This is a genomic window from Shewanella sp. OMA3-2 (assembly GCF_021513195.1).
Taxonomy (GTDB): Bacteria; Pseudomonadota; Gammaproteobacteria; order Enterobacterales; family Shewanellaceae; genus Shewanella.
Genome location: NZ_CP090974.1, coordinates 2,267,766 through 2,293,709, shown reverse-complemented (window position 1 = coordinate 2,293,709; position 25,944 = coordinate 2,267,766). Strand labels below are relative to the sequence as shown.

Here is a 25,944-nt window from a genome sequence, read left to right as displayed (position 1 = left end):
GCATAGCAAAAAGCCCCCACTTAAGTTGTAATGCTATTCGAATAAGCACCATTGTTGATATTTAAGTGGATAGCGACTGGTATGTAAAGCACTGAACGTGAAACGTTCGGTGCTTTTTTTTAGCTGGAAGAATAAAGTGTTTGATATCGACTCGCACTTGCTTCAGTTATCCACTCGGTGCGACACAAGACCAAGTGTTACTTTCAAACTGTATGTAGTGCGATAACCATCGCACTACACACTTCTTGGATAGACTGTTTACCTATTAATCCTATCTAAAGCACTAACCAGACAGCCTGCTGCGCAGGCAGACGGCAATGACGAATACAAGTTACACTGCTGCGTGGATTTGCTTAGCTGTTTCAATTGCGGCTAACCAGCGCGCATCTTGCTCTAATGCATTCACCACATTATGTGTGTCAGGTTTTAAACTTAATGCATTGGCGACTGGTGCATTTGCAGGCCAGGTAAACTCGCTTAATAATGTCGCCACACCGGTTGGATCATTACAAACTAAAATCATGTCACAACCTGCATCTAATGCTGCTTGCGCTCGGCCTAAATAGTCGCCCGCAAAGCTGGCACCCTTCATGCCTAAATCATCAGAAAAAATAACCCCTTTAAACCCTAAACGTTGGCGCAATACATTTTGCAACCAGTAAGTAGAGAATCCTGCCGGATTAGGATCAACTTGATCATAAATAACATGTGCAGGCATAACACCATTTAATTGCCCTTTCGCCATTAAACTCACAAAAGGCTGCATATCAAAGGCTTCAATTTGCGCCTGGCTGCGACTGTCTACAGGCATAGCCACATGTGAGTCTGCAGCAACACTGCCATGGCCAGGAAAATGCTTACCCACAGCGGCCATGCCAGCTTGTTCCATCCCTAGAATAAACTCAGCCGCTAAGCTGGTCACTTCATCCGGATTTGCGCTAAAGCTTCGCTTACCAATCACTTCACTAATGCCATTAACATCTAACACAGGTGCAAAGCTTAAATCGATATCACAGGCAAGTAATTCAACCGCCATTAAAAAACCGCACTCTTTAGCCCACAATTTTGCTAATGCCAAATCACCTTTTGCTGCGGGTAAAATATCGCCCATAGCAGGAATATGAGTAAAGTCCTGCTTAAAACGTTGCACTCGACCGCCTTCATGATCAACGGCGATTAATAGCTCTGGTCGAATATTTCTCACCTCTTTGACTAGTTCAATGAGTTGAGATTTATTAGAATAATTGCGGGTAAATAGAATAATACCGCCCACTTGAGGATGTTGTAGTTGCTCTGCTTCTAGCGCTGACACAGTCAGTCCTGCTAGATCCATCATTAAATAGCTCAATCGTATACCTCGAATAATTTAGCCTAGTAAGCTTAATGTATAAGTTAGGCTAATCTGAAAATAATGCATAAAAAAAACTAATGAACTGTCCTATCAAAAATATGGGATACTTCAACTAATTTAACGCGTGTTAAAAATACGAGTATGCCATTAAACAAGAGTTCAGTGTTTTGCTATCTGTTTTACTATCTCGGTAGCAAAACAGATAACAAAACACTCAACTATAGTAAATCAGCTATAATTAAGTCACTTCAACTATAGTGACTTCGACTATGGTGACGCGATGATTTTAATAGCGCGATGATAATACTCTCACATAACTAAAACAATAAACGACCACATAAAGGCTAAAAATTATGATTAGCGTATTTGACATGTTCAAAATCGGTATTGGCCCGTCTAGCTCCCATACCGTAGGCCCAATGAAAGCTGGCAAAATATTTATGCAAAACCTGATAGATCAAGATCTACTGTCGGGTATTGACGAGTTACAGTCAGAATTATTTGGCTCATTAGGTCAAACAGGTAAAGGTCACGGCACAGGCAAAGCGGTTATTTTAGGCTTAATGGGTGAAGACCCAGAAACCGTCGACACCGACGCCATTGACGGTATTTTAGAAGCGGTATCAAACGATCAAAAGCTGAAACTTGCTGATGGTAGATTAGTTAAGTTTACCCGTGAAAATGGCGTAACTTACCATCGCCGTAAAACCTTACCCGCCCATGCAAACGCAATGACGTTATATGCGTTAACCAAAGGTGAAATCACCTATCAGCGTACTTACTATTCAGTTGGTGGTGGTTTTATTCTTGATGAAGATGAAATCACCCAACGTAATGCCTCTCCGGCAACGCCGATTAAAGAAGCGCCCTATGATTTCAACAGCGCAGCACAATTATTAGAGTTATGTTGTGAGAACGGCTTAAGCATTTCATCTTTAATGATGGCTAATGAACTGAGTATTGCCAGCGAAGAAGAAGTAAAACAGGGTTTATGGAAAATTTGGCAAACCATGAAAACCTGTGTTGACCGCGGTTATCAAAAAGAAGGCATATTACCGGGTGGCCTTAAACTTCGCCGCCGTGCACCTTCTTTATATCGCCGTCTAAAAGCAGAAGGTCGTAATAACACCGATCCGTTAACCGCAATGGACTGGGTAGATTTATTTGCCTTATCAGTAAACGAGCAAAATGCCGCCGGCGCTCGCGTGGTAACCGCACCAACTAATGGCGCTGCGGGTATTATCCCTGCGGTATTATGTTACTACGACATGTTTGTGCAAGAAGTGGATATAGATGTATGTAGTCGATATTTATTAACCGCTGCTGCTATTGGTATTTTGTACAAGAAAAATGCCTCTATTTCAGGTGCTGAGGTTGGCTGTCAGGGTGAAGTGGGCGTAGCCTGTTCTATGGCAGCAGGTGCGTTAACTGAAATTATGGGCGGCACTGTAGAGCATGTAGAAAACGCTGCTGAAATAGGTATGGAACATAACCTAGGTCTAACCTGCGACCCAGTTGGCGGTTTAGTACAAGTACCCTGTATTGAACGTAATGCGATGGGCGCGGTAAAAGCCATTAACGCCTCACGCATGGCGTTACGTGGTGACGGTAACCATAAGGTATCTCTTGATAAAGTGATTAAAACCATGATGGATACCGGTCGTGATATGCGCAGTAAATACAAAGAAACCGCCAAAGGTGGTTTAGCGGTGAATATTGTAGAGTGTTAATCACTTTCTGCTAGATTTTAATTGCTGAGCGCAAACAACAAATCAATGCCAACCTACTCAGGTTGGCATTTTCATTTAAAACACATTGTTATTACCCAATATTTAGCGTTATATAAAGTATAGAAAAACCCATTTTAGCTAAAAAGATGAGATTGAATTGATGAAGAATATTATCTGCGATATTGATGGCGTATTACTGCACGATAACAAGCTGATCCCAGGCAGTGATAAGTTTATTCATCGCATTATCGAACAAGGCAACCCGCTGGTTTTATTAACTAACTACCCAGTGCAAACCGGTAAAGACTTACAAAACCGACTTGGCGCGGCAGGCATTAATGTGCCCGAAGACTGTTTTTATACCTCGGCGATGGCTACTGCTGATTTTTTAAAGCATCAAAAAGGCACTAAAGCTTTTGTTATTGGTGAAGGCGCCCTCACCCATGAACTGTATAATGCTGGCTTTACCATTACCGACATTAACCCAGACTTTGTCATTATTGGCGAAACCCGCTCATATAACTGGGACATGATCCATAAAGCAGCACGTTTTATTGCTGGCGGCGCGCGCTTTATTGCGACGAATCCTGATACCCATGGACCGCGATTTAGTCCAGCCTGTGGTGCTTTATGCGCACCCATTGAGCGTATTACCGGCAAAATGCCATTTTATATCGGTAAACCTTCAAGTTGGATTATTCGCTCGGCCCTTAATCATATTCAGGGGCATTCTGAAAATACTGTGATCATCGGCGATAATATGCGTACCGATATTTTGGCAGGATTCCAAGCTGGTCTTGAAACCATTTTGGTGACCAGTGGCGTAAGCCAAATGGCCGATATAGATAAAGAACCCTTCAGACCTAACCATGTATTCGCCTGTGCCGGCGATATTGATGTAATTTAACTGGCTGACTTATTCATCCAGTTAAAGCGACTAGATTTACATTAGGTAACACATTTTCAAGCCAGCACACTTTTATAAGGTGCTGGCTTGCTTCATTATAATCAACAAGACGTTAAAGCGCACAATCTCTAACTACACTTTTTAATGACTAGACCGAGTAACTAAACCTAATCGCTTGGCCTAATAACTGAATTAAACCACCTTGGTTTACAATAAAAATAATATTTGGAATACTGATGAAGCATTTATTTCCCCTTTGCGCAGTGGCCTTGTTAGTGAGCGCCTGTAATGGCGACACTAAAGACAACGCACAAGTATCACAGGCTAATAGTAGCGTTTTAGCCAACTCAACAACCCAGTTAGTCACCTTTGACGAACAACGTTTTCGTCAAGATATAAAAGTACTGTCTTCTGACGAATTTGAAGGCCGTGCACCCACCACCAAAGGCGAAAAGTTAACCTTAGATTATCTGACTAAACAGTTTACCGACATGGGATTAACCGGTGCCAACCAAGGCAGCTTTCTACAAGCTGTGCCTATGGTGACCTACACCCCAAGCGAGCAGCAAACCATTACGCTGGCCGATTTACCTATGCAGTATCGCAAAGACATTGTATTGAGTAGCCGTCATGCCAACGAGCAAATCACTATCGACAAAGCACCACTGGTATTTGTCGGTTATGGCATTAATGCCCCTGAATCGCAATGGAATGATTACAGCGGCATAGATATGACAGGCAAGATCGCGGTTATCTTAGTCAATGACCCAGGCTTTGCTAATCCTGAAGGCACTAAGTTTAATGGTTTAGCCATGACCTACTACGGTCGCTGGAGCTATAAGTTTGAAGAAGCCAGTCGTCAAGGCGCATTAGGTGCCATTATCATTCACGACACTAAACCCGCTTCTTATCCTTGGTCTGTGGTAGAAAACAGCTGGACAGGTCCGCAACAAGATTTAGTGCTTAATACTGATGAAGCGAATAATCGCATTCAAGTAGAAGGCTGGATGACCTTAGATGCAGCGAAGCAATTATTTACAAAATCTGGCTTTTCATTACCGACCTTAATGGAGCGCGCTGCAGATGAGCCTGTGAATGTTGAACTTGCTCAAACTGCGTCGATTAAGTTTGCCAATAAAGCCGAATATGCCGACAGTTATAATGTTGTTGCCACCTTAAAAGGCACTAGCCAAGCAGATGAGCAGTTGCTGTTCACCGCACATTGGGATCACATAGGTAAAGATGAAACCAAAGAAGGCGATCAAATTTACAACGGTGCCCTAGATAATGCTTCTGGTACTGCGGGTATTATGGAAATTGCCCGTCAGTTTGCAGCCCAAGCCAAACAAGGCAAAGGTTTAAAACGTTCATTAACGTTTGTGGCAACAACGGGTGAAGAGCAAGGTTTATTAGGTTCACGCTTTTATGCAGCCAACCCGATTTACCCATTGGATAAAACCGTTGCGGTATTTAACTTAGACAGCACTAATGTCTATGGTAAAACAAAAGATTACACCATCGTTGGTAAAGGTCAGTCTGAATTAGAAAACTACCTAGCCGATGCGGCCAAACTGCAAAACCGTGAAGTTAAATCAGAACGTAACCCAGCATCGGGCGGATTTTTCCGTTCAGACCACTTCAGTTTTGCTAAGTACGGCGTGCCAGCAGTTTTTGCTGGTGGTGGCAGCGAGCCCCCTGATGATGCTACCGCGGTCTATAAAGCTGAAATGGAAAAAACCATGAAAGGCTGTTACCACAATGTGTGTGATCATTATCATGAGTCATGGGATTTATCCGGCGCATTGCAAGACTTACAAGTGTATTACCAAGCGGCAGAGAGCCTAGGCAATAATCAAGATTGGCCAGGTTACCTAGCAGGCTCAGAGTTTAATAGCCTACGTCCAGCTAAATAGTTATTCAGTATATTGAAAGAGCCCATTTGTTAATGGGCTCTTTTTTATGTTGTTCTCAAACCTAAATACAAAAATTAGCTAAAAAAATACATTTTTATCACTTAATAATCTTCAGCCATATCATTAACAATTCCTCAAAAACATTGCCCTCTCCCTGCTTAAATCGAAGATTCATCAATAGATCATAAAATTTTATAAACAATCCTCAAAACAAAACCAGTTAAGCAACCGCATAATCACTAAAAAGACATATTTAATGAGCTTTAATCAAAAATAACACTTGGCTAGTGAATAAAATGCTGTCAAAGTACCAAACAGATAAAGATTAAACAATGTTGCTGGAGTCCTCTTATGTGTTCAATATTCTCAATTTTAGATATCAAATCAGATGCAAGTGAACTTCGCCAAGTGGCACTTGAAATGTCAAAACTGTTACGTCACCGTGGCCCAGATTGGTCAGGCATTTATGCTGATGAACATGCGATTCTTGCACATGAGCGTTTAGCCATTGTCGACGTTGACCATGGTGCCCAGCCGCTGATCAGTCAAGACGGCAACATAGTATTAGCAGTTAACGGTGAAATTTATAACCACAAGCAACTTAAAGCTGATTTAGGCGATAAATACCAATATCAAACCAACTCAGACTGTGAAGTTATTTTATCTTTATACCAGGAATACGGTTGTGACTTTTTAGATAAACTTAACGGTATCTTTGCGTTTGTGTTGTACGACAAAGCCAACAAAACTTATTTGGTCAGTCGTGATCACATGGGTATTATCCCGCTTTACACTGGGCTTGATACTGCGGGTAACTTCTACATAGCATCAGAAATGAAAGCACTAATGCCAGTATGTAAAACCGTAGCAGAGTTTTTACCAGGCCAATATTTATATTCAGCAGATGGTCAACCAACGCAATATTATGTCCGTGACTGGATGGAATATGATGCGGTTAAAGATAACCCAGCCAGTATTGATGAGTTACGTGAAGCCTTAGAAGCGGCGGTTAAACGTCAATTAATGTCTGACGTGCCTTATGGCGTACTGTTATCTGGCGGTTTAGACTCTTCCGTTGTGTCAGCTATTACCCAAACCTATGCAAAACATCGTATTGAAAACGATGGTGAAACCGGTGCCTGGTGGCCACAACTTCACTCGTTCGCCGTTGGCTTAGCTGAATCACCTGATTTAGTGGCAGCACAAAAAGTGGCCGATGCCATTGGCACCATTCACCACCCAATTGTATACACTTTCCAAGAAGGGTTAGATGCCATTAAAGAAGTGATTTATCACTTAGAAACCTACGATGTCACCACTATTCGTTCAGCGACACCTATGTATTTAATGGCACGAAAAATTAAAGCCATGGGCATTAAAATGGTGTTATCAGGTGAAGGTGCTGATGAATTATTTGGTGGTTACTTATACTTCCACAAAGCCCCTAACGCACAGGCATTCCACGAGGAATTAGTCCGCAAGTTAGACAAACTGCATTTGTTCGACTGTTTACGTGCCAACAAAGCTATGGCGGCTTGGGGACTTGAAGCCCGCGTGCCTTTCTTAGACAAAGAATTCATGGATGTCGCAATGCGCATCAACCCTGAAGCGAAAATGTCTAAAGATGGCCGTATCGAAAAACACATTCTGCGTCAGGCATTTGAACATAAACTGCCTAAAGAAGTCGCATGGCGTCAAAAAGAGCAATTCAGTGATGGTGTAGGCTATTCTTGGATTGATGGCTTGAAAGAACATGCGGGTAAACACGTTGATGATGTGCAATTGGCAAACGCGAAATTCCGTTTCCCTTACAATACACCAGAAACCAAAGAAGCCTATTTTTACCGTTGTTTCTTTGAAGAGTTCTATCCATTAACCAGTGCTGCAGAAACAGTACCAGGTGGCAAATCAGTTGCCTGTTCGACTCCAGAAGCATTGGCTTGGGATGAAAGTTTACGCGGCATTATCGACCCATCAGGACGCGCAGTACGTAACGTACACGCCAGCAGTTACCAGTAAACTGGATTCTGGATTCTGGATTGCAGTTTTAAATTTTAACAATGCCTAAACGCCCGCGACTTATGTCACGGGCGTTTTTTATGCTGCTAGTTCATATTGTTAGACTAATAATCGTTGGTTTTTTATTTCAAATGTTGCAAGTAGCCTATGTGCAAACACTTCTGCGACACGCCGCAAGCACATCCATGTGGGCTCTACGCCAGCATCCCTGCTGGCAAAGGTCGCAGCCGCATTTGCATTCCGCCACTCAATCTCTTCGATTTAGCTTCATTAGATATGTATTGATACAAGCTGTTATTTTTAAATGAAATTTTTAAAAATAATGTGAAGTAAGGTATTGATTGTCGCCTCAAGCCAGATTAAAGTATAACCACTTAAGGACAGCGCAAGGTCAACTCGAACTCAAGCATCGAGCACGCCTATTAGGGAAAATAAAGCCGGTCAATAATGATGTAAAAATCAGCCTTACTGTAAAGCTTACTCTGACCAAATTATAGGTTAGGTTCCGCTTCGCTCCACATTTTAACTGTAGCGGCCAATTTTACTTGACCACTTGTTGACACATATTATCAAAAAGTTTTTCATCTATATTTCTGAGCTTTATAGCATCGTATATATCGAGCAAATTTTTGCTGTCAATTTGTTCAGAGTCTGTACCAATCGTAAAGTTTTGATTAATCACAGTGCATCCATATATTGGGCCAGATTGCCCTAAACCACCGACATACACGGTTCTTGTTGTTTCTGCATTGCTGTTAGTCGTATTCAGCTCTGTTGATGCTGAGTCTTCATTCATAGGCGTTCTATCACCAGTATCATTCACGAAAAAGTATTGTGTTTTACTACTTTCAATCCAGCCTTCGTTAGCATTCATTTGTGTAACAAGTACACCAGATGGCGGTATTTCATATACCCTAGATTCACCTTCATATTTCGGTGGCAACCCATTTGGTGCGTTGAATATAATGTATAAAGAGCCAACATAGCCTTCAGGTATTAGGTAAATTACAGGTTCACTTTTTTTTATCTCTGTACAGGCTGAAAGTAACGTTATTATTAAGCTAATAAACAGTATTTTTAAACGGTGGATATTAAATAAGAATTTCATTAAGTCGCCTTTACATAAGTAAGCCATTAAAACAGTTTTCTAAACTGGCTTTTTCGAGCAGCATGAAATGGCCGCTATTTGCTGAGATAGAAGTAAAATGGTAATTCCAATCCGCAATTTATGAAAATTTAGTTGAGGTTTTTTATTAGCTTATCTAAATAGTTCATCACCGACAGCCCCTTTAAAACTACTATTGTAATTAAGAGGCAAACGTAATGCACTTGTAATCATCGGATAGTCAGCATTCAGAGATAAGCTTAATGGCTTCAGTCAAATTAGTCATAACAATCAGTATTTAAAAAGAGAGTGGGATCATGAAAATGGATGTTCAACACAAATTTGAAAGCTACCCTCAACAGATAAAGCCATTATTAATTTATTTGCGTAGGCTAATTTTCGACATAGCCAGTCACCATAATTTAGGTGAAGTTGAAGAAACTTTAAAATGGGGTGAACCGAGTTACGCGGTTAAAAATGGTAGTCCGATAAGAATTGACTGGAAAGCTAAATACCCCGAGCAGTATTTCATTTTTTTCAACTGCAACACTAAACTGGTTGATACATTTAGAGAGCTGTATCCAGATGTTATTCAATATCAGGGAAATAGAGCCATAGTATTAAACGTTAATTGTCCGCTTCCAACTAAAGTGATTGAACATTGTTTAACGCTGTCACTGCAATACAAAAGTATCAAACATTTACCATTGCTTGGGGCTTAGATCAATTTTAACATTAGGCGCTAACAAACAAGTCTACCCAGAAATTGTACAAGTAAAGCATAACGATAAAGTGAATCCATACCCAAAACAGATTTTAAAAGCGCCCTTCCTACTATGCTTTGTGCTGCAAAATGCTACTATCTGAGTACTGGTTAACGCCATTCAACTAACTGAATTTAACTATAAAGGCTTTTATATGACTCGTGCTAAATCAACCCTTGAGCAATGGCGAATTTTACAAGCTGTGGTTGATCATGGTGGTTATGCTCAAGCAGCCGAACAACTTAATAAAAGCCAATCATCACTCAACCATGCGGTGGCAAAATTACAGCATCAATTAGGTATTCAGTTATTAGAAGTAAAAGGTCGTAAAGCCTATCTGACTGAACAAGGTGAAGTATTACTGCGTCGATCACGTCATTTAACCCAATCTGTAGATGAACTCGAGCAGCTTGCCACTAACTTAGGTCAAGGCTGGGAGCCAAGTTTAACCATAGCCAAAGAGATTATTTACCCTACTGAAAAGTTAGTCGATGCGCTTGAAGCATTTATTCCCCTCAGTCGTGGTACACGCGTGTCTGTGCTTGATTCAGTTATTTCAGGCACCCATGATTTAATTAATCAGCAGATGGTTAATATTGCTATTTGTGCTACCCCACCACGGGGACATTTAGCGCAACCACTATGTGAATGTGATTTTGAATTAGTGTGTCACCCTAACCATCCATTGGCTCAGTTAGACAGTATTGAAGATGAAAAACAGCTTGCACAGCATTTGCAGATAGTGATTAAAGATACTGGGTCAAACTCGATGAATGATATTGGTTGGCTAAAAGCAGAACAACGTATTACCGTATCTAACTTTCATGAAGCCAAGGTAATTTTAGGCCGCCAGCTAGGGTTTTGTTGGATCCCCAACTTTTTAGTTGAACATGACTTACAGCAAGGTAAGTTACATAAATTGAAACTGCATGGCAGTTATCAACGCAGAATAACCTTAAATTTGATTGTGCCTAATAGAGACCGACAAGGCCCTGCCTGTCGTTTATTAGAAAGTTTGATTTTATTGCAGCATCAAATAGAAACAAGTCAGCGTTATACTGAAAAAGCTAATGCCTGACGTGATTTATCGTACATTGCAGAGTTAGATGCGGAAGTTTTGGGATCTGCTTGGTTTTGTAAATAAGCTAAGGTTGCTAGTGGTACTTGAGGTGTTTGGGTGTCTTGTGATTCAGCCATCTTTTGACTAAAACGACTTTTAGGATCAGCTTGTAACTCAGGCGAATTGACTCCCACTGAAGCCGTTTTGTTATTTGCTGCCAAGGTAAAAGGCGCTAACTGCGACTGCTGAAATCCATTTTGTTCCGCATCAGCCTGCTTATAGGTATTAGCTAATTCATTGATATGCTGAATATTTTCAGCGGGTATTATTTTTTCCTGACGTAAATCTGCCATCTCAGCTTTAGCTTGATTCATTCGCTGCACTGCTTCTGCTGCGACACGAATATCGGCACTAGATGGCTGGTTAGGCGCCATTGCAGCTGCGTATACTTTCTGCATTTTATTGAAGGTTGCTTGTGGATCACCGGCTATTACACCGACATCAATTTGAACTTCACCATCAACCGCATAACGTTTGCCGTCAGGGCCTTTTTCGTAAGAATAAGAAGGACTTTGAGCAAACATTCCCCCCACAGCTTTGTGGGCTTGTTCGTGTGTTTTTACTTCAATATCACGCTTTGACAGTTCACTTACCTGCTGTTGTTCAGCTTGAACAATTTTTTGTTGCTGCTGTTCTACTTGATCGCTAGCTTGCTGTTTCTGTTGTTCTTGCGCTTGTTGCTGCTGTTTTTGTTGCTCAGCTGCAATGGCTTGTTCTGATGTTGAAGCTTGTTCTGCTTGTTGCGCTTGATCGTTTACTTGAGCGTCTTGCTGACGATTATCGGGATCTTGATTAACCGCACTCTGACTAACAGCACTTTGACTAAACCCGGTATTAATCTCACTTGGCGGGGTTTTATCTTCAAAAGGGTTAATGCGCTCTTTTTCAACTTCCGCATTGGGCTCGGTTTGTGTTTGCTGTTGAAACAACTGCTGATAATCGGTTTTGGTATTAGTAGATTCTGTTTCACTAGGTTCTGTTGTGGCAAAAATATTGACTGCTTGTATTGCATCAACATTAATAGTACTTGCTTGATTAACAGTACTTGCTTGGCTGACTTCAGGTTTAGCTATTTGGGCAGGATTAATTGCCGCAACATGACTTGCCCCTGTGCGTAAATTAAATCCATTAGATGGACTAACACTGGAACTGTTAGTCGGGGGAACACTAGGAGTTTGATTGGCTGCGACGCTATTGGTGTTGATAGCCGATACAGTAGCAAAACTTGCTGTTTTAACGGCAGAAGTAGTCAACACTGGCGATACATTTTGGCTAACAGCAGGAGCCGTTGGTGTAACGGTTGATTTAGCAATTGGCCTAGCCGTGGTAACTGCCACATTGGCAGCTAAACGGGCGCTTGAAGCCGCACTGGTTGATACTGAACTGGTTGAAGCCAAGTTTGCTGAAGCTAAGCTTGAAGCAGAAACGACTTCAACCTGCTTAGATTGACTCGTCGCAGGTTGAAAATTACTGGTTGCTAAGCTTGATTGACGAATGTCCATTTTTCATCACAAGTGAAATAAGTGTTGCTGTGGCGCTAAATACTGATTAAACGGTCACCGCTCACTTACCTCATTAGGCCTCAATATTGATGATGCTGCCAACCGTTTCGGTGGCGGCTTCTATCACTTTAACTGAAGCTTCGCCCTGCTGTCTTGATTCAACCGCAGACACTAATGCGCTGGTTTTATCTGACTGTGCAACAGCTTGGCTACTTAATGTTACCGTGTCCTGTTGAGCCGCAGGTCCTGTCGGCTTAGGATCGGGCGCTGCTACAGCGGTAGTTGCCTGCGCCAGACCTTGTTGTGAATTTTGTAAACCTTGAACGCCCGATGAATACGCGGATTGAATTTGCATAATACGTCCTCTAATAACCAAAAAACTTCACTCAGTATCGCTCACACTGGCTAAAATGTACAGTATTTAACCATTTCAATTATCATTTTATCCAGCTATTTTCCCAATCTTTAAACACAGGATTAAAGCCCTTTTGTTGCATGGCTATTATCACCTGTTCGACATTACGCTGGTCGCTTATTTCAAACTGATCCAACTGACTATCAGGCTGCTGATAACCGCCTGGTTGGGTTGAACTGCCCGCACTGATATTGGTTATCCCAAGGGGCAATAAGTTATCCCTAAACTCAGGTGTTTCACGGGTGGATAAACTAATATCAAGCTGATGATTAAACAGTCTAAATGCACAAATCATTTGCACTAAACCTATATCAGTTAACACTACTTTAGGTTCAATTCCCCCTGTGCATGGGCGTAATCTTGGCAGTGAAATACTGTAGCGAGTCCGCCAGTATTGTCGCTCAAGGTAATCAAGATGATACCCCATTAATAACGCATCGATACGCCAGTCATCTAACCCTAACAGCACACCTAACCCAATTTTATCTACGCCTGACTCTGCCACCCTGTCAGGCGTATCGAGACGATAATTAAAATCTTGTTTTTTACCGCGGGTATGATGTTTTGCGTACGTGCGCGCCCGATAGGTTTCTTGATAAACCATTACAGCATCTAACCCTTGGGAAACTAGACGACGATACTCATCTGTTTCAAGCGGCTGAACCTCCATTGCCACATAACTAAAATGCTGCTTTATTTGCGGTAAAACGTGAGCAAAATATTCGATACCAACTTTGGTTTCATGTTCGCCAGAAACTAACAAAATAGAGTCAAAACCACGGGATTTAATGATAGCCACTTCGGCTAAAATTTCATCATCGTTTAAGGTTTTGCGTTTGATTTTATTACTCATAGTAAAACCACAGTAATCACATTCATTGGCGCACAAATTTGATAAATATAATGGTAAGTACAAACCTAAGTTAGCCCCAAAACGCTGTCGAGTTAAACGAGCCGACTGCTGTGCCATTTGCTCAATATACGGCTGTGCCGCGGGCGATAACAGCGCCATTAAACTGTTTAGATCGCCACTTGGATACTGTAATGCTCGCTCTACATCTTTGGCTGAGCAGGCATACAGTTTCATTGATAAATCATCAATATTAAGCTGATTAAATTGGTCTGAATAGCGCATTAGCTAACCGACCCAGAGGTTAAAAAACCGGTTAACGGACTGGTATTTTGAGCATTAGCGCTAACCGCCCCCAGGCCTGCCTCATAAGCTTGTCGACCACTTTGGACTGCCTTTTTAAAGCAATCGGCCATTGAAACAGGATTAGCGCTGCTGGCAATGGCGGTATTTACTAACACAGCATCGGCTCCCATCTCCATTGCATGACAGGCTTGTGAAGGTGCACCGATACCAGCATCCACAATCACTGGTATGCTTGACTGCTCAATAATGATTTTTAAAAAGGCTTGTGTGGCTAAGCCTTGATTACTGCCAATAGGGCTTCCCAGTGGCATCACTGCAGCGCAGCCCACTTCTTCTAAACGCCGGCACAATACTGGGTCAGCATGAATATAGGGCAAAACAATAAAGCCTTTTTCACATAACGCTTTAGCAGCAATTAATGTCTCTATAGGATCGGGCATTAAGTATTTTGGATCGGGATGAATTTCTAACTTAATCCATTTGGTGCCTAGCATTTCATAGGCAAGCTCGGCGGCAAAAATGGCCTCTTTGGCATTTCTTGCGCCCGCAGTATTAGGTAATAGTTTTACCCCTAATTGCTGCAATGGCCTGAGTAAATCATCCAGTCCATTTTTGAAATCGATACGCTTCATCGCTAGCGTCACTAACTGTGACTTTGACGCTTCGATAGAGGCCAACATAGTGGCCGAATTAGCAAACTTACCTGTACCAGTGAATAGGCGGGATTCAAATTGATGATCGGCTATCGTTAACATATTACCCTCCTGCTACGGCGGAAAAAAATTCAACTTGATCATTAGCTTGGCATTGGTATTGATGCCACTCGCTGCGTGGTATGATTTGCTGATTAACCACAAGTGCAACGCTTTTGGGCTCTATTTGTTTTAGCATTAGCACTTGGGCTAATGAGGTATTGGGTTGAAGACGCTGAAGCTCTCCATTGATGTTGATTTCAATCATCACTGCACCTTAACTATTCTGTTTGTTAGTATTACTTTTCAACAACTTTGATCTGTCTCGCTTTATCAGTAAACTTAGTCAGCGACTTTTATCAGCACTGAGCTAACCGTTACTGGCAAACATAGCAATGCTTATCAATATTCATTTTGGCTTTTGACCAGGATAATCTTTTCGCATCAAAACGATGTAACACACCGTACTCTATTGGCCGGCCAATAATCTGATTCATACCAGCTAATGCCTGCATTGATGCCATAACGCCAACTGCTGGGCCTAACACCCCTGCTTGGCTACAATTTTGGCTTAATATGCTGTCGGATGGATAAACGCAGTGATAGCAACCGTGAAGATTGATGGTTGAAGTTTGCGACGCAGACGATGCAGCCAAAGGTAGATAGGCGAACCATTGGCCTTGATCGGCAGATATTGATGCACTGATCAGCGGCAATTTATATTCAATTGCGATCCGATTAACTAATTGCCGGGTCGCAAAGTTGTCGCTACAGTCAAACAATACGACAGACGAAGTGCCATTAGCGGGTAAAGATGTTGGTATCAGGCTGTTAAACAATGCTTGATAATTATCTGCACCAATCAACACCTGATGAGCGCTCAAGTCACAATTCACATTCCTTTGATGTAATTTTTTCACAGCAACACTGGCTTTATTAATCCCTATATCATCGATATTAAACAATATTTGTCTAGGCAAGTTAGACAGCTCCACTTTATCGCCATCAATAAGATGAATTATACTCACTCCAGATGCAGCTAAGTATTGCGCCACCAGCTGCCCTAAACCACCAACTCCTACGATAATAGCGGTAGCATTCATCAAGGCTAACTGGCCTTGTTCAGACACATCTGTCAGTAACATTTGTTTTGAATACCGAATGTATTCATGATCATTTAGGCTGACTTTCATATGCCCTCCAAATGCGTTTGGGTAGCGGTAATGTCAACGTCTTGGTACTGGGTTTGTCGTTCAGACTGAGTTGGCGGAGTCGATCTGGTTTGAGAAGTCGATTCAGTTTGCTGTGTTGTTTCAGTTTGAAATGACGGCTCGGTTAATTGCTGCCATTGCTCACTCAAGCTTTTATAGGCAACTGTGGTATCTTTGGCCTGGGTTATCGCTCGCACCACAGCAACATTATTTACGCCTGTTTCGGCAACCTCTTTTAAGCAATCACCATCAATTCCCCCGATAGCTACGGTAGGATAATGGCCATTTAATAGCGACACATAACAAGCCAGTTTAGATAACCCCTGTGGCTTAGATGGCATCTGTTTAGTGGTGGTGGCAAATATATGCCCTAAGGCAATATAGGATGGCTGCAATTGAGTCGCTAGCAGTATTTCAAAGTAACTGTGGCTAGATAACCCAAGCGCGATATTATTTGCAGCAAGGGCTGATAAATCTGCAACTAAGGCATCCTCTTGGCCTAAATGTACTCCAAATGCACCATGCTTAAGCGCAAGCTGCCAATGATCATTAATAAACAATTGGGCATTAAAGTCTTGGCCTAGCTGAATTGCCCGCTGTATTTGTTGCTCCAGCTGCTGTTGCTCTAACTGGTGCGTTTCTAGGTGGTGGTTAGTGGCAATTAGCGGCGCTAAGGCTATCGGAGCTGAGATTGAGTTCCCTGAGCCATATTTCGATAACCACATAGCTTTGTGCTGTTCATCGACAAAACTGTGCACCTTGTCATTAGAAGATGAAAGTGGATATTCAGCATCTTGTTTTATCCGCAGCTGCACTGTTTTACAACCCGCTTGCAATAACTGCTCTAACATATCTACCGACGACACTACAGGGTAAATGCCTAATGGCGTCGACAATTTGGTGAAATTAAATGCAGCTGTTTTAGCCTGTGAACCCTCAACTTGCTGCTCAATTGTCAGCTTTGACTTAACCGCGGGACTTGCACCTTCTGGCGCAGTATCGGTAGTTGTCGAATCTGCTGCTAACTTTACAATATGCGGCATTAATTCAAGCGAGGTTGGCCAACCGGTTCTGGCTAAACATCCAGGGCCTTGACCCAGTTTAGTACTGTGCTTAAGGCCGTTATTAACATAGGCTTTTGCTAAAACGATAGCATCGTGCAAAACAAAATTTTGTGCCAAAAAGCTGGCAATTGCTGATGATAAAGTGCAACCACTACCATGATTATTCACGGTATTAACTCGGTTTGAGCTTAATATAAACCCGCTGTTATTATGCTCAATACTGCCACCTATTACATGCTGGCTAATATAGACATCATGGGCTTTATCGCCTTGCCATGGCGCATCGCCACCTTTAGCAACAATATTACAGTCAAAATAATCGCTCACTTGCTTGGCCATATGAACCATGCCATCAAGCGTGTTACTTTGAATATTAGCTAGCTTATTTTGACCACCTTTATCATCAGTCCCACTAACGTTTGCCGCTTTAGCTTCTGTTGCTTCAAATAGACTAATTAACTCCATCTGATTTGGGGTAATCAAACTAATCACCCCTTTAAACGGACTAAAATCTAGCCTGTGCTGATTAAGCTTATCACCACTGCTTGCTACCATAACAGGGTCTAGAATAATCCCTATTGATGACCCGTCGGCCAGTGTTTGAGTACGATTAATACTGAAGTCCCGTAACCAACTAGCCAACTGATTAAGCTGACCTTGATTAGCAAGCAAACCAATTTTAATCGCTTTAGGTGGCATATCTGCAGCTAGCGTGTTGAGCTGCGCCAGTAACATTTTCTCTGACACAGCCTCAACTAATGCCACCTTAACTGAGTTTTGAGCGGTAAGCGTGGTAATGACACTGCAGCCATGACATTGCAAGTCATTAATAGTGGCCAAGTCGGCTTGAATGCCCGCTCCGCCACCACTGTCTGAGCCTGCAATAGTCCACACTATTGGCAAAGCACTATTCTGTTTAGCGGAATTTTGCTCCGCTAAATCTTGTGTGATCTGCCAAGCTGATCTCTGGGTATGTTGAATCGTTGGAGCCATTATTCAGCAACCTCTACCACCGATTTTTGATGGTACAAATTTGAACCTGTCGCTTTAAGCTCAGCTGATTTTTGTGCCATTTGTTCAGCTATCGAATCCTTAGATTGAACCGCTTGGCCCTGTGCTTGATAGGACTGATAATCAGCCGGCGAAATCACCTCAACATTTTGCAGTGCTTGTTTTTCAAGGTTGGCCGCATATTCACGCACGTCCTGAGTGATTTTCATCGAACAAAATTTAGGTCCACACATTGAGCAGAAGTGCGCCACTTTAGCCGACTCCTGTGGCAAAGACTCATCGTGATAAGCTCTGGCGGTATCAGGATCAAGCCCTAGGTTATATTGATCTTCCCAACGGAATTCAAAACGTGCTTTTGATAATGCGTTATCACGTACTTGTGCCCCTGGATGCCCTTTGGCAACATCAGCGGCATGTGCGGCTATCTTGTAGGCTATTAGCCCTTGTTTTACATCTTCTTTATTGGGTAAGCCTAAATGCTCTTTTGGGGTGACATAACACAGCATTGCTACGCCATACCAGGCCATCATGGCTGCACCTATGCCAGAGGTAAAATGATCATAACCAGGGCAATGTCAGTTGTTTGTGGGCCTAAGGTATAAAATGGTGCTTCATCACAAAGTGTTAATTGTTTTTCCATGTTGATTTTAATCAACTGCATTGGCACATGACCTGGGCCTTCGATGATGGTTTGTACATCGTATTCCCAGGCAATTTTAACCAGCTCGCCCAAGGTTTCTAATTCAGCAAATTGCGCTTCATCATTGGCATCAGCAATCGAGCCAGGACGCATACCATCACCTAATGACAGTGACACGTCATAGGCGGCACAAATCTCACAAATATCTCGAAAGCGTTCATACAAAAAGCTTTCTTTATGATGACTTAAACACCACTTGGCCATTATAGAACCACCACGAGACACCATGCCGGTTAAGCGTTTGGCTGTCATAGGCACATAGCGTAATAACACACCTGCATGAATGGTAAAATAATCAACGCCCTGCTCGGCTTGTTCAATTAGGGTATCTCTAAATACTTCCCAATTTAGATCTTCAGCAACACCATTTACTTTTTCTAGCGCTTGATAAATGGGCACAGTACCAATAGGAACCGGTGAGTTTCGAATGATCCATTCGCGGGTTTCGTGAATATAACGGCCAGTCGATAAGTCCATGACGGTATCTGCGCCCCAGCGGGTAGACCACACCAGCTTTTCAACTTCTTCTTCAATTGATGATGTCACCGCTGAGTTACCAATATTGGCGTTTACTTTGACTAAGAAGTTACGGCCAATAATCATAGGTTCTGATTCTGGATGATTAATATTAAGCGGAATAATTGCCCGGCCTCTCGCCACTTCACTGCGGACAAATTCAGGGGTAATTAACTCGCCAATCACGGCACCAAACGCTTCACCCTTGGCTTTTGTTGTTAGCACTGGGTCACTAACCTCTTGTCTTGCCATGTTTTCACGTATCGCAATGTATTCCATTTCTGCGGTAATAATCCCTTGGCGAGCGTAATGCATTTGTGTCACCCGCTTACCCACTTTAGCGCGGCGCGGCGGTACTAACGCATCAAAACGTAAATGGTCCAGACCATCATCGGCCAAACGTTGCTGGGTAAAATGGGAGCTCGCACCATCAAGTGCTTCGGTATCATCACGCTCCTCAATCCAAGCTTGACGAAGCTTGGCTAAACCGAGGCGCACATTAATTTCAGCATGGGGGTCTGAATACGCACCAGCACAATCGTAAACCCTTAACGGGGGATTTTTTTCTGTAATGGGATTGGTGTCATCACCACCTAGAATAGTATCGGTTTGATGAATTTGGCGCATGGCCACGTGTAAATCTGCGCGGCTACCTTGCAGATAAATTTTCTCAGAATTGGGGTGTTGTAATGGTTTTAAGTTATCAATAAAAGCTTGTGCACTAGCACGGGTTTCGCGACGATTTGACATGAGCAACCTCGAATAAAATGAGAGAAAGTTGCTTGTCTGGAGGAAAATGTGTTGAGAGCGAGCAATATCGTTAACGCAATTCAAAGAATGGTCAGACGCAATTGCAGTCAATAATCTTAAGAGGTAAACATGAGTAAATTAACTGAATATGGTAAAACCACTTCAGTTTTACGCATGAATAATCGCCAAGGATTATTATGCTTGTTACCTACGCAGGTTTTAGCCTGATCAGGTTCAACGGATCCCGAATTAACGGTCTCAGCCTTTAAAGGCACTCCGACAAGATTCGATCAGTATAGCCAGAATTAAACCTCAATAACAAGATGTAATATCTACATATATTTTCAAGGTGTGGTTTATCCGTAAATGATAAGCAGCAAACAAAAATGAATTATTTTTCAATAACTGTCGCAGTCTCCCCACTAACCTAGTTATAATTAGCGGGTTTATGTAAACGCAAAGATGCGTAGAATTTTAGGAGATAATTTCCATGCCAGGTTTTGAATTATTCGGTCCAGAAGAAAAGCAGGAAGTCGCTGACGTAATGGAGAATGGTTTCACCTTCCGTTACAACTTTGACCATATGCGTAATGATCGCTGGAAAACTCGCGACATGGAGCAGTTACTCTGTGAAAAGATGAACGTTAAGCATGCTCATCTTGTATCAAGCGGTACAGCGGCACTTCAAACTGCTATGGCTGCAGCAGGTGTTGGCGCGGGCGATGAAGTGATTGTGCCACCGTTTACTTTTGTGGCTTCTGTTGAAGCGGTATTTATGGCTGGCGCAATTCCCATTTTTGCTGAAATAGATGAAACCTTATGTTTATCGCCAGAAGGTATTGAAGCCGTTATTACTCCACGTACTAAAGCAGTGAATCTAGTGCAAATGTGCGGTTCTATGGCAAAGATGGATGAAATCAAAGCCGTCTGTAAGAAGCACAACTTGATCATTCTTGAAGATGCCTGCCAAGCCATTGGAGCGAGCTATAAAGGTCAAGCACTTGGCACAATTGGCGATGTCGGTTGTTACTCTTTTGATTCTGTTAAAACCATCACCTGTGGTGAAGGCGGCGCTATCGTCACTAACAATTCAGACATTTACAACCACAGCCATATGTTCTCTGATCATGGCCATGACCATGTTGGCAACGACCGTGGCGCTGAAGGTCACCCAATAATGGGCTTAAACTTCCGTATTTCTGAAATGAACGCCGCTATGGGGTTAGCTCAGTTACGTAAGCTAGACAAAATTATTGCCATTCAACGCAAAAACAAAAAGACCATTAAAGATGCGATGGCACAAATTCCAGAAGTGACTTTCCGTGAACTACCTGATCCTGAAGGTGACTCAGCAGGTTTCCTAAGCTTTTTCTTACCAACAGAAGAGCGCACAATAGAAATTAACAAGAAGCTTGCGGCAAACAAAGTTGATGGTTGTTTTTACTGGTATATCAACAACTGGCATTATTTGAAAAACTGGAAACACATCCAGGAATTAAAAGCACCTGCAGCCCTGCCAATCATGTTAATTGCTGACCGTCCTGACTATACTCAAGTTAAGACACCAAAATCAGATGCCATTATGAGCCGCACGATTTCGATGCTTATCAAGCTGTCTTGGACTGACGAGCAAATCGCAGAGCGTATTGAAAACATCAAGCGTGCTTTTGCTTAATTAAGCTTATATTTCTGTCACCTCATTTGAAGTGGCAGTACTTTTTACAGTAAATATCTCAACTGGAGAGTGTTGTAATGAGTTTTAAAAATTTTAAATGTGTTCCAAAAATGATTTTTGGTCGTGGCTCGTTCGTGCAATTGGACGTGGTATTAGAGCAAGAACGTAAACAAGCCGATGACTTTGTGGTATTTCTGGTTGACGACGTACACCAAGAAAAACCATTAGCAGGCCGAGTACCAAACAAAAGTCACGACTTAGTTATTTACGTTAACGTAGATGACGAGCCAACAACGGTTCAAGTTGATGATTTAACTGCGCAGGTTAAAGCTTTTAATGCTAAACAGCCTGTTAGTGTGGTTGGTTTAGGTGGCGGTTCTACAATGGATTTAGCCAAAGCGGTATCGCTTATGCTAACTAACCCAGGTAGTTCATCTGAATACCAAGGTTGGGATTTAATTAAAAACCCAGCAATTCACCACATTGGTATTCCAACAGTGTCTGGTACAGGTGCTGAAGCCTCACGTACTGCGGTATTGTGCGGCCCAGTGCGTAAGTTAGGATTAAATTCTGACTACACTGTGTTTGATCAAATCATTATGGATTCAGAGCTAATTGCGGGTGTACCGACTGATCAATGGTTCTACACAGGTATGGATTGTTTCATTCACTGTGTTGAGTCTTTACAAGGGACTTACCTAAACGAATTTGCTAAAGCCTTTGCTGAAAAATCAATGGATTTATGCCGCCAAGTCTACTTAGACGATCATCCAGAAAAAGATGACAAGCTAATGATGGCCTCATACATGGGCGGCATGAGCATTGCTTATAGCCAGGTTGGTGCATGTCATGCTGTGTCATACGGTTTAGGCTATGTATTAGGCTACCATCACGGTATCGGTAACTGTTTAGCATTTGATGTGTTAGAAGAGTTTTACCCAGAAGGTGTGAAAGAATTCCGTAAGATGATGGAAATTCATAATATCACTCTACCGAAAAACATCTGTAAAGACTTACCCGATGAAACTATCGCTAAGATGGTTGCAGTGACTAAGAGCATGGGCCCACTATGGGACAATGTTTACGGTAAAGGCTGGGAAGAAAAAGTTACCGATGAAATGCTGACTAAGCTGTTCCGTCGTATATAATACGAAACAGGCGATTCGGTCCATTTCGCAATATATTAAGGGCTCTACGAGCCCTTTTGTTTACCATTAAAGTAGGTTGTTATCCATGAATGTTACTCTATTAATTCCAGCTCGCTATGGCTCTAGCCGTTTTCCTGGAAAGCCACTGGCACCGATTAATGGTAAACCGATGATCCAACATGTTTACGAACGAGCCTCATTAGCAAGAGGATTAGACAATATTTACGTTGCCACTGACGACGACCGCATTAAAGATGCCGTTGAAGGTTTTGGCGGCAAAGTTGTTATGACCAGTCCTGATGCAGCATCAGGTACAGACCGCATTAATGACGCCATTGAACAGCTTGGTCTTAACGATGATGATTTAGTGATTAATCTTCAAGGTGATCAACCGCTAATTGACCCTATTTCGATTGAGCAAATCATTAGCTTATTTGAGCGCCATCCTGGTGAGTTTGAAATGGCGACCTTAGGGTTTGAAATCGTTGATAAAAAAGAATTAGACGACCCAATGCACGTTAAAATGGTGTTTGATAATGATTTCAACGCACTGTATTTCTCACGCGCACGCATTCCGTTTGGCCGTGACACCAACGACTACCCTGTGTATAAACATTTAGGGGTTTATGCTTACACCAAACGTTTTGTTAATGCCTTTGCCCAGTTACCACTCGGTAAGTTAGAAGACTTAGAAAAATTAGAGCAACTGCGCGCATTAGAATACGGTCATAAAATAAAAATCGCGATCAGCGCATTTGATTCGCCAGAAGTGGATACTCCTGAAGATATTCGCAAATGTGAGTTACGCTTAGCGGTTGATTAACTAAATCTTGGAGCGCCATTATGGATTTATCAGGCTTTGAAGTGTGGATTATTATTGGTTTAGTACTTGGCGTTATTGCCAGTAATTTAGCCGTATTAAAGTACAGCGCTAAATTTAAAATGCCACACCTAGGTGATCACAAAGATAAAAGTATTGCCTCGGGTAAAAACGAAGATAACAATGGCGATGAACACCAAGATAGCAATACTCATGCTGATCATAATATCAGCAATGCAGATACAAGCAAAAAAGATAATTCATCAACTAAAGTAGATTAATGCTCACTGGTTATTGATGAGTCTTTAACCCCAATTAAATCTTTAACATCAATTAAATTTTTAACATCAATGTATTACTTAAATTTAAGGCTTCTCATTTTTAATAAAATGAAGCCTTAAATTATTTTGAGTCATTAATTTAAAGTCAGCTTAAAACTGGTGCAATACCCAGTGTTAACCTTATTGCACGTCCCTTTAGGAGTAACATGCCCCTCACAGTCACAGATACGAGCTCAAATACACCTAACACCACCAGCACAATGTCAGATGAAATGCTTGCTCGTATTGATCATTCAGAAGCTCGTGTCATTAAAGCCATTTTTCCCTCTAACACTAATCATCACAACACCTTATTTGGTGGTGATGCCTTAGCCTGGATGGACGAAACAGCTTTTATTGCTGCAACCCGTTTTTGTAGAAAATCTTTAGTCACAGTCAGCTCAGACAGAATCGATTTCAAAAAAGCGATTCCTGCAGGCAGTTTAGCTGAATTAGTTGCCAGAGTTATTCATGTGGGCAACACCTCATTGAAAGTTGAAGTGAACATTTTTGTTGAAGATATGTATAACGATCATCGCGAACATGCTATTAGAGGGGTGTTTACCTTTGTAGCGGTAGATGAACAGCGAAATCCCATCAAAGTTTGGCCATTAGATCAAAGCGTTTAAGTCAGACATTAAAGATTTATTAACATAAATAATATGTCACCACATGGATGTGGTTCAATGCCTAACATCATGTAAACACTTTAGTTTAACCTCGCCAGCTGCAACATCAGTCATACATAATCACATAATCAAGCATTTAGGTCCCCCAAACGTTATCAATCATATTTGGCCAATTTGTACGCTAAACTGGTTTTTACTGTAGGCCATTCGGCATCTATAATCGAAAATACAACCGTGTCTCTGTAAACACCGTTAACCTTTTGATGATTGCGCAGCACCCCATCTTGCTTAGCACCTAAACGTGCTATCGCTTCCCTAGACTTTTGATTGTGCCAATGGGTTCTAAATTCAACCGCTATTGTATTAAGTGTTTCAAAAGCATGGCTTAACAGCAGTTGCTTACACTGTGTATTCACTGATGTTCGCTGATAACTTTTTGAATACCAGGTATAGCCAATTTCAACTCTGTTATTCAAACTGTCCACATGGCAAAATCGAGTTGAACCTATAATTTTATTATTCGTTTTATCAATAATGGTAAAAGGTAAGCAGGTGCCTTTTTGTTGCTCAGCCAACGCATTGGCTATATAAGCCTCAATAGTTGTCTCATTAGGTACAGAGGTAAACCATAAATCCCAAAGCTCGCCATCAGACGCCGCGGTAACTAACCCTGCTGCATGTATTGTACGAAGTGGAATAAGTTTAACTGTTGCCGCTTCTAGTTCAACCTCTGTTAACCACATAAATATATTCCTGCTTTAATTCGCACTTACTATACGCTTAAGGTCACATGCAGTTAACACAAAAGGCTATTGACATGGCACTTCAAACAATCAATATTTACACTAATACTTGGCGCGTGTTCTTGATAAAGTGATGAATTTGATTTTCAACTTTAATATCAATCATCTCTTGGGGACGGCAACTATTTGGACAGGGCATATTAGGTGTCGTACCAAATAATCGGCAAATTAACGGCCTTTCATCGTAAACGGTGCAACCATTGGGCCCTAAGTGTACGCAGTTAAACTCATTTAATGCTGCATCATGCTCAGCGTCTGTCTTTACTGGTAAACGTGACATTTCTTCTGAAGAGGTTGTAACAGGACCGCAGCAGTCATGACAACCTGGTTTACATTCAAACGTCGGAATACGATCACGCAGATGATCAACAATCTCTCGGTTATTATTCATAATGACTTAATACTTTATAATTTGTGATTATTATAAGGATTTACCTAACACATTAACAGTTGGTAATGTCCCTAAGTTGATCGCGGTCTAATTAGATCCAAGCTGGACTGTAAACCTGATATAAACATCGCAGGTAATAATCAAACTGGCATAAAAAAACCACTGTATCTAGCAAGTTAATGCTCAATACAATGGTTTATATTCAACCTCTTTAGTTTTTACTCTAAATAAG

At 41.8% G+C, this 25,944-nt stretch carries 22 protein-coding genes, 1 pseudogene and 1 riboswitch; of the genes and pseudogenes, 11 read left to right on the top strand and 12 right to left on the bottom strand.

From position 1 onward, the window contains the following. Nucleotides 1–331 precede the first annotated feature (331 nt). The gene (gene nagZ, locus L0B17_RS10125; protein ID WP_235084536.1) at nt 332–1,348 is read right to left on the bottom strand and encodes a beta-N-acetylhexosaminidase; all 1,017 of its coding nucleotides are present in this window, start codon (nt 1,346–1,348) and stop codon (nt 332–334) included. A 356-nt stretch (nt 1,349–1,704) separates the two neighbouring features. Here nagZ and L0B17_RS10120 point away from each other — a divergent pair, with 356 nt between their 5' ends. The 4 genes from L0B17_RS10120 (at nt 1,705) to asnB (ending at nt 7,920) form a co-directional block, all read left to right on the top strand. Next, nucleotides 1,705–3,081, top strand: a complete 1,377-nt coding sequence (locus L0B17_RS10120) for an L-serine ammonia-lyase (protein ID WP_235084534.1) — start codon at nt 1,705–1,707, stop codon at nt 3,079–3,081. 160 nt (nt 3,082–3,241) lie between these two features. Beyond that, a complete protein-coding gene (locus tag L0B17_RS10115; protein WP_235084533.1) occupies nt 3,242–3,988 on the top strand; it encodes an HAD-IIA family hydrolase in 747 nt (248 codons plus the stop codon). A gap of 236 nt (nt 3,989–4,224) precedes the next feature. Further along, complete coding sequence (locus L0B17_RS10110) at nt 4,225–5,901, top strand: M28 family metallopeptidase (RefSeq protein WP_235084531.1); 1,677 nt, start codon at nt 4,225–4,227, stop codon at nt 5,899–5,901. 351 nt (nt 5,902–6,252) lie between these two features. Next, on the top strand, nt 6,253–7,920 hold the full coding sequence (asnB, locus tag L0B17_RS10105; RefSeq protein ID WP_235084528.1) for an asparagine synthase B: 1,668 nt from the start codon (nt 6,253–6,255) through the stop codon (nt 7,918–7,920). 541 nt (nt 7,921–8,461) lie between these two features. Here the strand turns inward: asnB and L0B17_RS10100 are convergent. After that, nucleotides 8,462–9,028, bottom strand: a complete 567-nt coding sequence (locus tag L0B17_RS10100; protein ID WP_235084527.1) for a DUF6843 domain-containing protein — start codon at nt 9,026–9,028, stop codon at nt 8,462–8,464. A gap of 314 nt (nt 9,029–9,342) precedes the next feature. Here L0B17_RS10100 and L0B17_RS10095 point away from each other — a divergent pair, with 314 nt between their 5' ends. Together L0B17_RS10095 and L0B17_RS10090 are read left to right on the top strand one after the other, a co-directional pair. After that, the gene (locus L0B17_RS10095; protein WP_235084524.1) at nt 9,343–9,747 is read left to right on the top strand and encodes a DUF1801 domain-containing protein; all 405 of its coding nucleotides are present in this window, start codon (nt 9,343–9,345) and stop codon (nt 9,745–9,747) included. Between the two features lie 196 nt (nt 9,748–9,943). Then, nucleotides 9,944–10,867: a LysR family transcriptional regulator gene (locus tag L0B17_RS10090; RefSeq protein WP_235084523.1), complete on the top strand. Its 924-nt coding sequence runs from the start codon at nt 9,944–9,946 to the stop codon at nt 10,865–10,867. Here the strand turns inward: L0B17_RS10090 and L0B17_RS10085 are convergent. The 8 genes and pseudogenes from L0B17_RS10085 to thiC form a co-directional block, all read right to left on the bottom strand. Further along, a complete protein-coding gene (locus L0B17_RS10085; protein WP_235084521.1) occupies nt 10,843–12,411 on the bottom strand; it encodes a putative metalloprotease CJM1_0395 family protein in 1,569 nt (522 codons plus the stop codon). The two genes, L0B17_RS10090 and L0B17_RS10085, sit on opposite strands and share 25 nt — an antisense overlap. 73 nt (nt 12,412–12,484) lie before the next feature. Further along, complete coding sequence (locus L0B17_RS10080) at nt 12,485–12,766, bottom strand: chemotaxis protein (protein ID WP_235084519.1); 282 nt, start codon at nt 12,764–12,766, stop codon at nt 12,485–12,487. Between the two features lie 82 nt (nt 12,767–12,848). Beyond that, entirely contained in the window at nt 12,849–13,961 is a 1,113-nt protein-coding gene (thiH, locus tag L0B17_RS10075) for a 2-iminoacetate synthase ThiH (RefSeq protein WP_235084517.1), read from the bottom strand. Further along, entirely contained in the window at nt 13,961–14,737 is a 777-nt protein-coding gene (locus L0B17_RS10070) for a thiazole synthase (RefSeq protein WP_235084515.1), read from the bottom strand. Before L0B17_RS10070 ends, thiH begins: the two co-directional genes overlap by 1 nt. A 1-nt stretch (nt 14,738) precedes the next feature. Beyond that, nucleotides 14,739–14,942 carry a sulfur carrier protein ThiS gene (gene thiS, locus L0B17_RS10065; protein WP_235084512.1) on the bottom strand — a complete coding sequence of 68 codons (204 nt, stop codon included), beginning with the start codon at nt 14,940–14,942 and terminating at the stop codon, nt 14,739–14,741. 109 nt (nt 14,943–15,051) lie between these two features. After that, a complete protein-coding gene (locus tag L0B17_RS10060) occupies nt 15,052–15,867 on the bottom strand; it encodes a HesA/MoeB/ThiF family protein (RefSeq protein ID WP_235084510.1) in 816 nt (271 codons plus the stop codon). After that, nucleotides 15,864–17,942 (bottom strand): bifunctional hydroxymethylpyrimidine kinase/phosphomethylpyrimidine kinase, encoded by a 2,079-nt coding sequence (locus L0B17_RS10055; RefSeq protein ID WP_235084507.1) that lies wholly within the window; start codon nt 17,940–17,942, stop codon nt 15,864–15,866. Before L0B17_RS10055 ends, L0B17_RS10060 begins: the two co-directional genes overlap by 4 nt. After that, a pseudogene (gene thiC, locus L0B17_RS10050) lies at nt 17,942–19,926 on the bottom strand (phosphomethylpyrimidine synthase ThiC). Before thiC ends, L0B17_RS10055 begins: the two are co-directional and overlap by 1 nt. Nucleotides 19,927–20,114: 188 nt before the next feature. Further along, nucleotides 20,115–20,215: riboswitch (TPP riboswitch) on the bottom strand. A gap of 201 nt (nt 20,216–20,416) precedes the next feature. On the opposite strand from thiC, the gene kdnA reads away from it, so the two are divergent. From kdnA to L0B17_RS10025, 5 genes are all read left to right on the top strand, one after another. Then, a complete protein-coding gene (gene kdnA, locus L0B17_RS10045) occupies nt 20,417–21,601 on the top strand; it encodes an 8-amino-3,8-dideoxy-alpha-D-manno-octulosonate transaminase KdnA (protein ID WP_235084505.1) in 1,185 nt (394 codons plus the stop codon). Between the two features lie 77 nt (nt 21,602–21,678). Further along, nucleotides 21,679–22,749 (top strand): 3-deoxy-alpha-D-manno-octulosonate 8-oxidase KdnB, encoded by a 1,071-nt coding sequence (kdnB, locus tag L0B17_RS10040; RefSeq protein ID WP_235084502.1) that lies wholly within the window; start codon nt 21,679–21,681, stop codon nt 22,747–22,749. A gap of 85 nt (nt 22,750–22,834) precedes the next feature. After that, a complete protein-coding gene (kdsB, locus tag L0B17_RS10035; protein WP_235084501.1) occupies nt 22,835–23,572 on the top strand; it encodes an 8-amino-3,8-dideoxy-manno-octulosonate cytidylyltransferase KdsB in 738 nt (245 codons plus the stop codon). A 20-nt stretch (nt 23,573–23,592) separates the two neighbouring features. Then, nucleotides 23,593–23,850, top strand: coding sequence for a DUF2897 family protein (locus L0B17_RS10030; RefSeq protein ID WP_235084498.1), 258 nt, complete (start codon nt 23,593–23,595; stop codon nt 23,848–23,850). Between the two features lie 260 nt (nt 23,851–24,110). Further along, the gene (locus tag L0B17_RS10025; RefSeq protein WP_235089738.1) at nt 24,111–24,518 is read left to right on the top strand and encodes an acyl-CoA thioesterase; all 408 of its coding nucleotides are present in this window, start codon (nt 24,111–24,113) and stop codon (nt 24,516–24,518) included. Nucleotides 24,519–24,673: 155 nt separating this feature from the next. On the opposite strand, the gene L0B17_RS10020 is transcribed toward L0B17_RS10025, so the two are convergent. Both L0B17_RS10020 and L0B17_RS10015 read right to left on the bottom strand, forming a co-directional pair. Continuing rightward, complete coding sequence (locus tag L0B17_RS10020; RefSeq protein WP_235084497.1) at nt 24,674–25,261, bottom strand: GNAT family N-acetyltransferase; 588 nt, start codon at nt 25,259–25,261, stop codon at nt 24,674–24,676. A 97-nt stretch (nt 25,262–25,358) separates the two neighbouring features. Beyond that, a complete protein-coding gene (locus tag L0B17_RS10015; RefSeq protein ID WP_235084494.1) occupies nt 25,359–25,712 on the bottom strand; it encodes a YkgJ family cysteine cluster protein in 354 nt (117 codons plus the stop codon). Nucleotides 25,713–25,944 lie beyond the last annotated feature (232 nt).

Bases quoted from the DNA above. Each gene is read 5' to 3' on its own strand.
- kdnA (WP_235084505.1), top strand. From the start codon at position 20,417: ATGCCAGGTTTTGAATTATTCGGTCCAGAAGAAAAGCAGGAAGTCGCT.
- L0B17_RS10070 (WP_235084515.1), bottom strand. From the start codon at position 14,737: ATGTTAACGATAGCCGATCATCAATTTGAATCCCGCCTATTCACTGGT.
- L0B17_RS10030 (WP_235084498.1), top strand. From the start codon at position 23,593: ATGGATTTATCAGGCTTTGAAGTGTGGATTATTATTGGTTTAGTACTT.
- L0B17_RS10020 (WP_235084497.1), bottom strand. From the start codon at position 25,261: ATGTGGTTAACAGAGGTTGAACTAGAAGCGGCAACAGTTAAACTTATT.
- asnB (WP_235084528.1), top strand. From the start codon at position 6,253: ATGTGTTCAATATTCTCAATTTTAGATATCAAATCAGATGCAAGTGAA.
- L0B17_RS10015 (WP_235084494.1), bottom strand. From the start codon at position 25,712: ATGAATAATAACCGAGAGATTGTTGATCATCTGCGTGATCGTATTCCG.
- L0B17_RS10055 (WP_235084507.1), bottom strand. From the start codon at position 17,942: ATGGCTCCAACGATTCAACATACCCAGAGATCAGCTTGGCAGATCACA.
- L0B17_RS10080 (WP_235084519.1), bottom strand. From the start codon at position 12,766: ATGCAAATTCAATCCGCGTATTCATCGGGCGTTCAAGGTTTACAAAAT.
- L0B17_RS10115 (WP_235084533.1), top strand. From the start codon at position 3,242: ATGAAGAATATTATCTGCGATATTGATGGCGTATTACTGCACGATAAC.
- kdnB (WP_235084502.1), top strand. From the start codon at position 21,679: ATGAGTTTTAAAAATTTTAAATGTGTTCCAAAAATGATTTTTGGTCGT.
- L0B17_RS10110 (WP_235084531.1), top strand. From the start codon at position 4,225: ATGAAGCATTTATTTCCCCTTTGCGCAGTGGCCTTGTTAGTGAGCGCC.
- L0B17_RS10095 (WP_235084524.1), top strand. From the start codon at position 9,343: ATGAAAATGGATGTTCAACACAAATTTGAAAGCTACCCTCAACAGATA.
- L0B17_RS10060 (WP_235084510.1), bottom strand. From the start codon at position 15,867: ATGAAAGTCAGCCTAAATGATCATGAATACATTCGGTATTCAAAACAA.
- thiS (WP_235084512.1), bottom strand. From the start codon at position 14,942: ATGATTGAAATCAACATCAATGGAGAGCTTCAGCGTCTTCAACCCAAT.
- thiH (WP_235084517.1), bottom strand. From the start codon at position 13,961: ATGCGCTATTCAGACCAATTTAATCAGCTTAATATTGATGATTTATCA.
- L0B17_RS10025 (WP_235089738.1), top strand. From the start codon at position 24,111: ATGTCAGATGAAATGCTTGCTCGTATTGATCATTCAGAAGCTCGTGTC.
- L0B17_RS10090 (WP_235084523.1), top strand. From the start codon at position 9,944: ATGACTCGTGCTAAATCAACCCTTGAGCAATGGCGAATTTTACAAGCT.
- L0B17_RS10120 (WP_235084534.1), top strand. From the start codon at position 1,705: ATGATTAGCGTATTTGACATGTTCAAAATCGGTATTGGCCCGTCTAGC.
- L0B17_RS10100 (WP_235084527.1), bottom strand. From the start codon at position 9,028: ATGAAATTCTTATTTAATATCCACCGTTTAAAAATACTGTTTATTAGC.
- kdsB (WP_235084501.1), top strand. From the start codon at position 22,835: ATGAATGTTACTCTATTAATTCCAGCTCGCTATGGCTCTAGCCGTTTT.
- L0B17_RS10085 (WP_235084521.1), bottom strand. From the start codon at position 12,411: ATGGACATTCGTCAATCAAGCTTAGCAACCAGTAATTTTCAACCTGCG.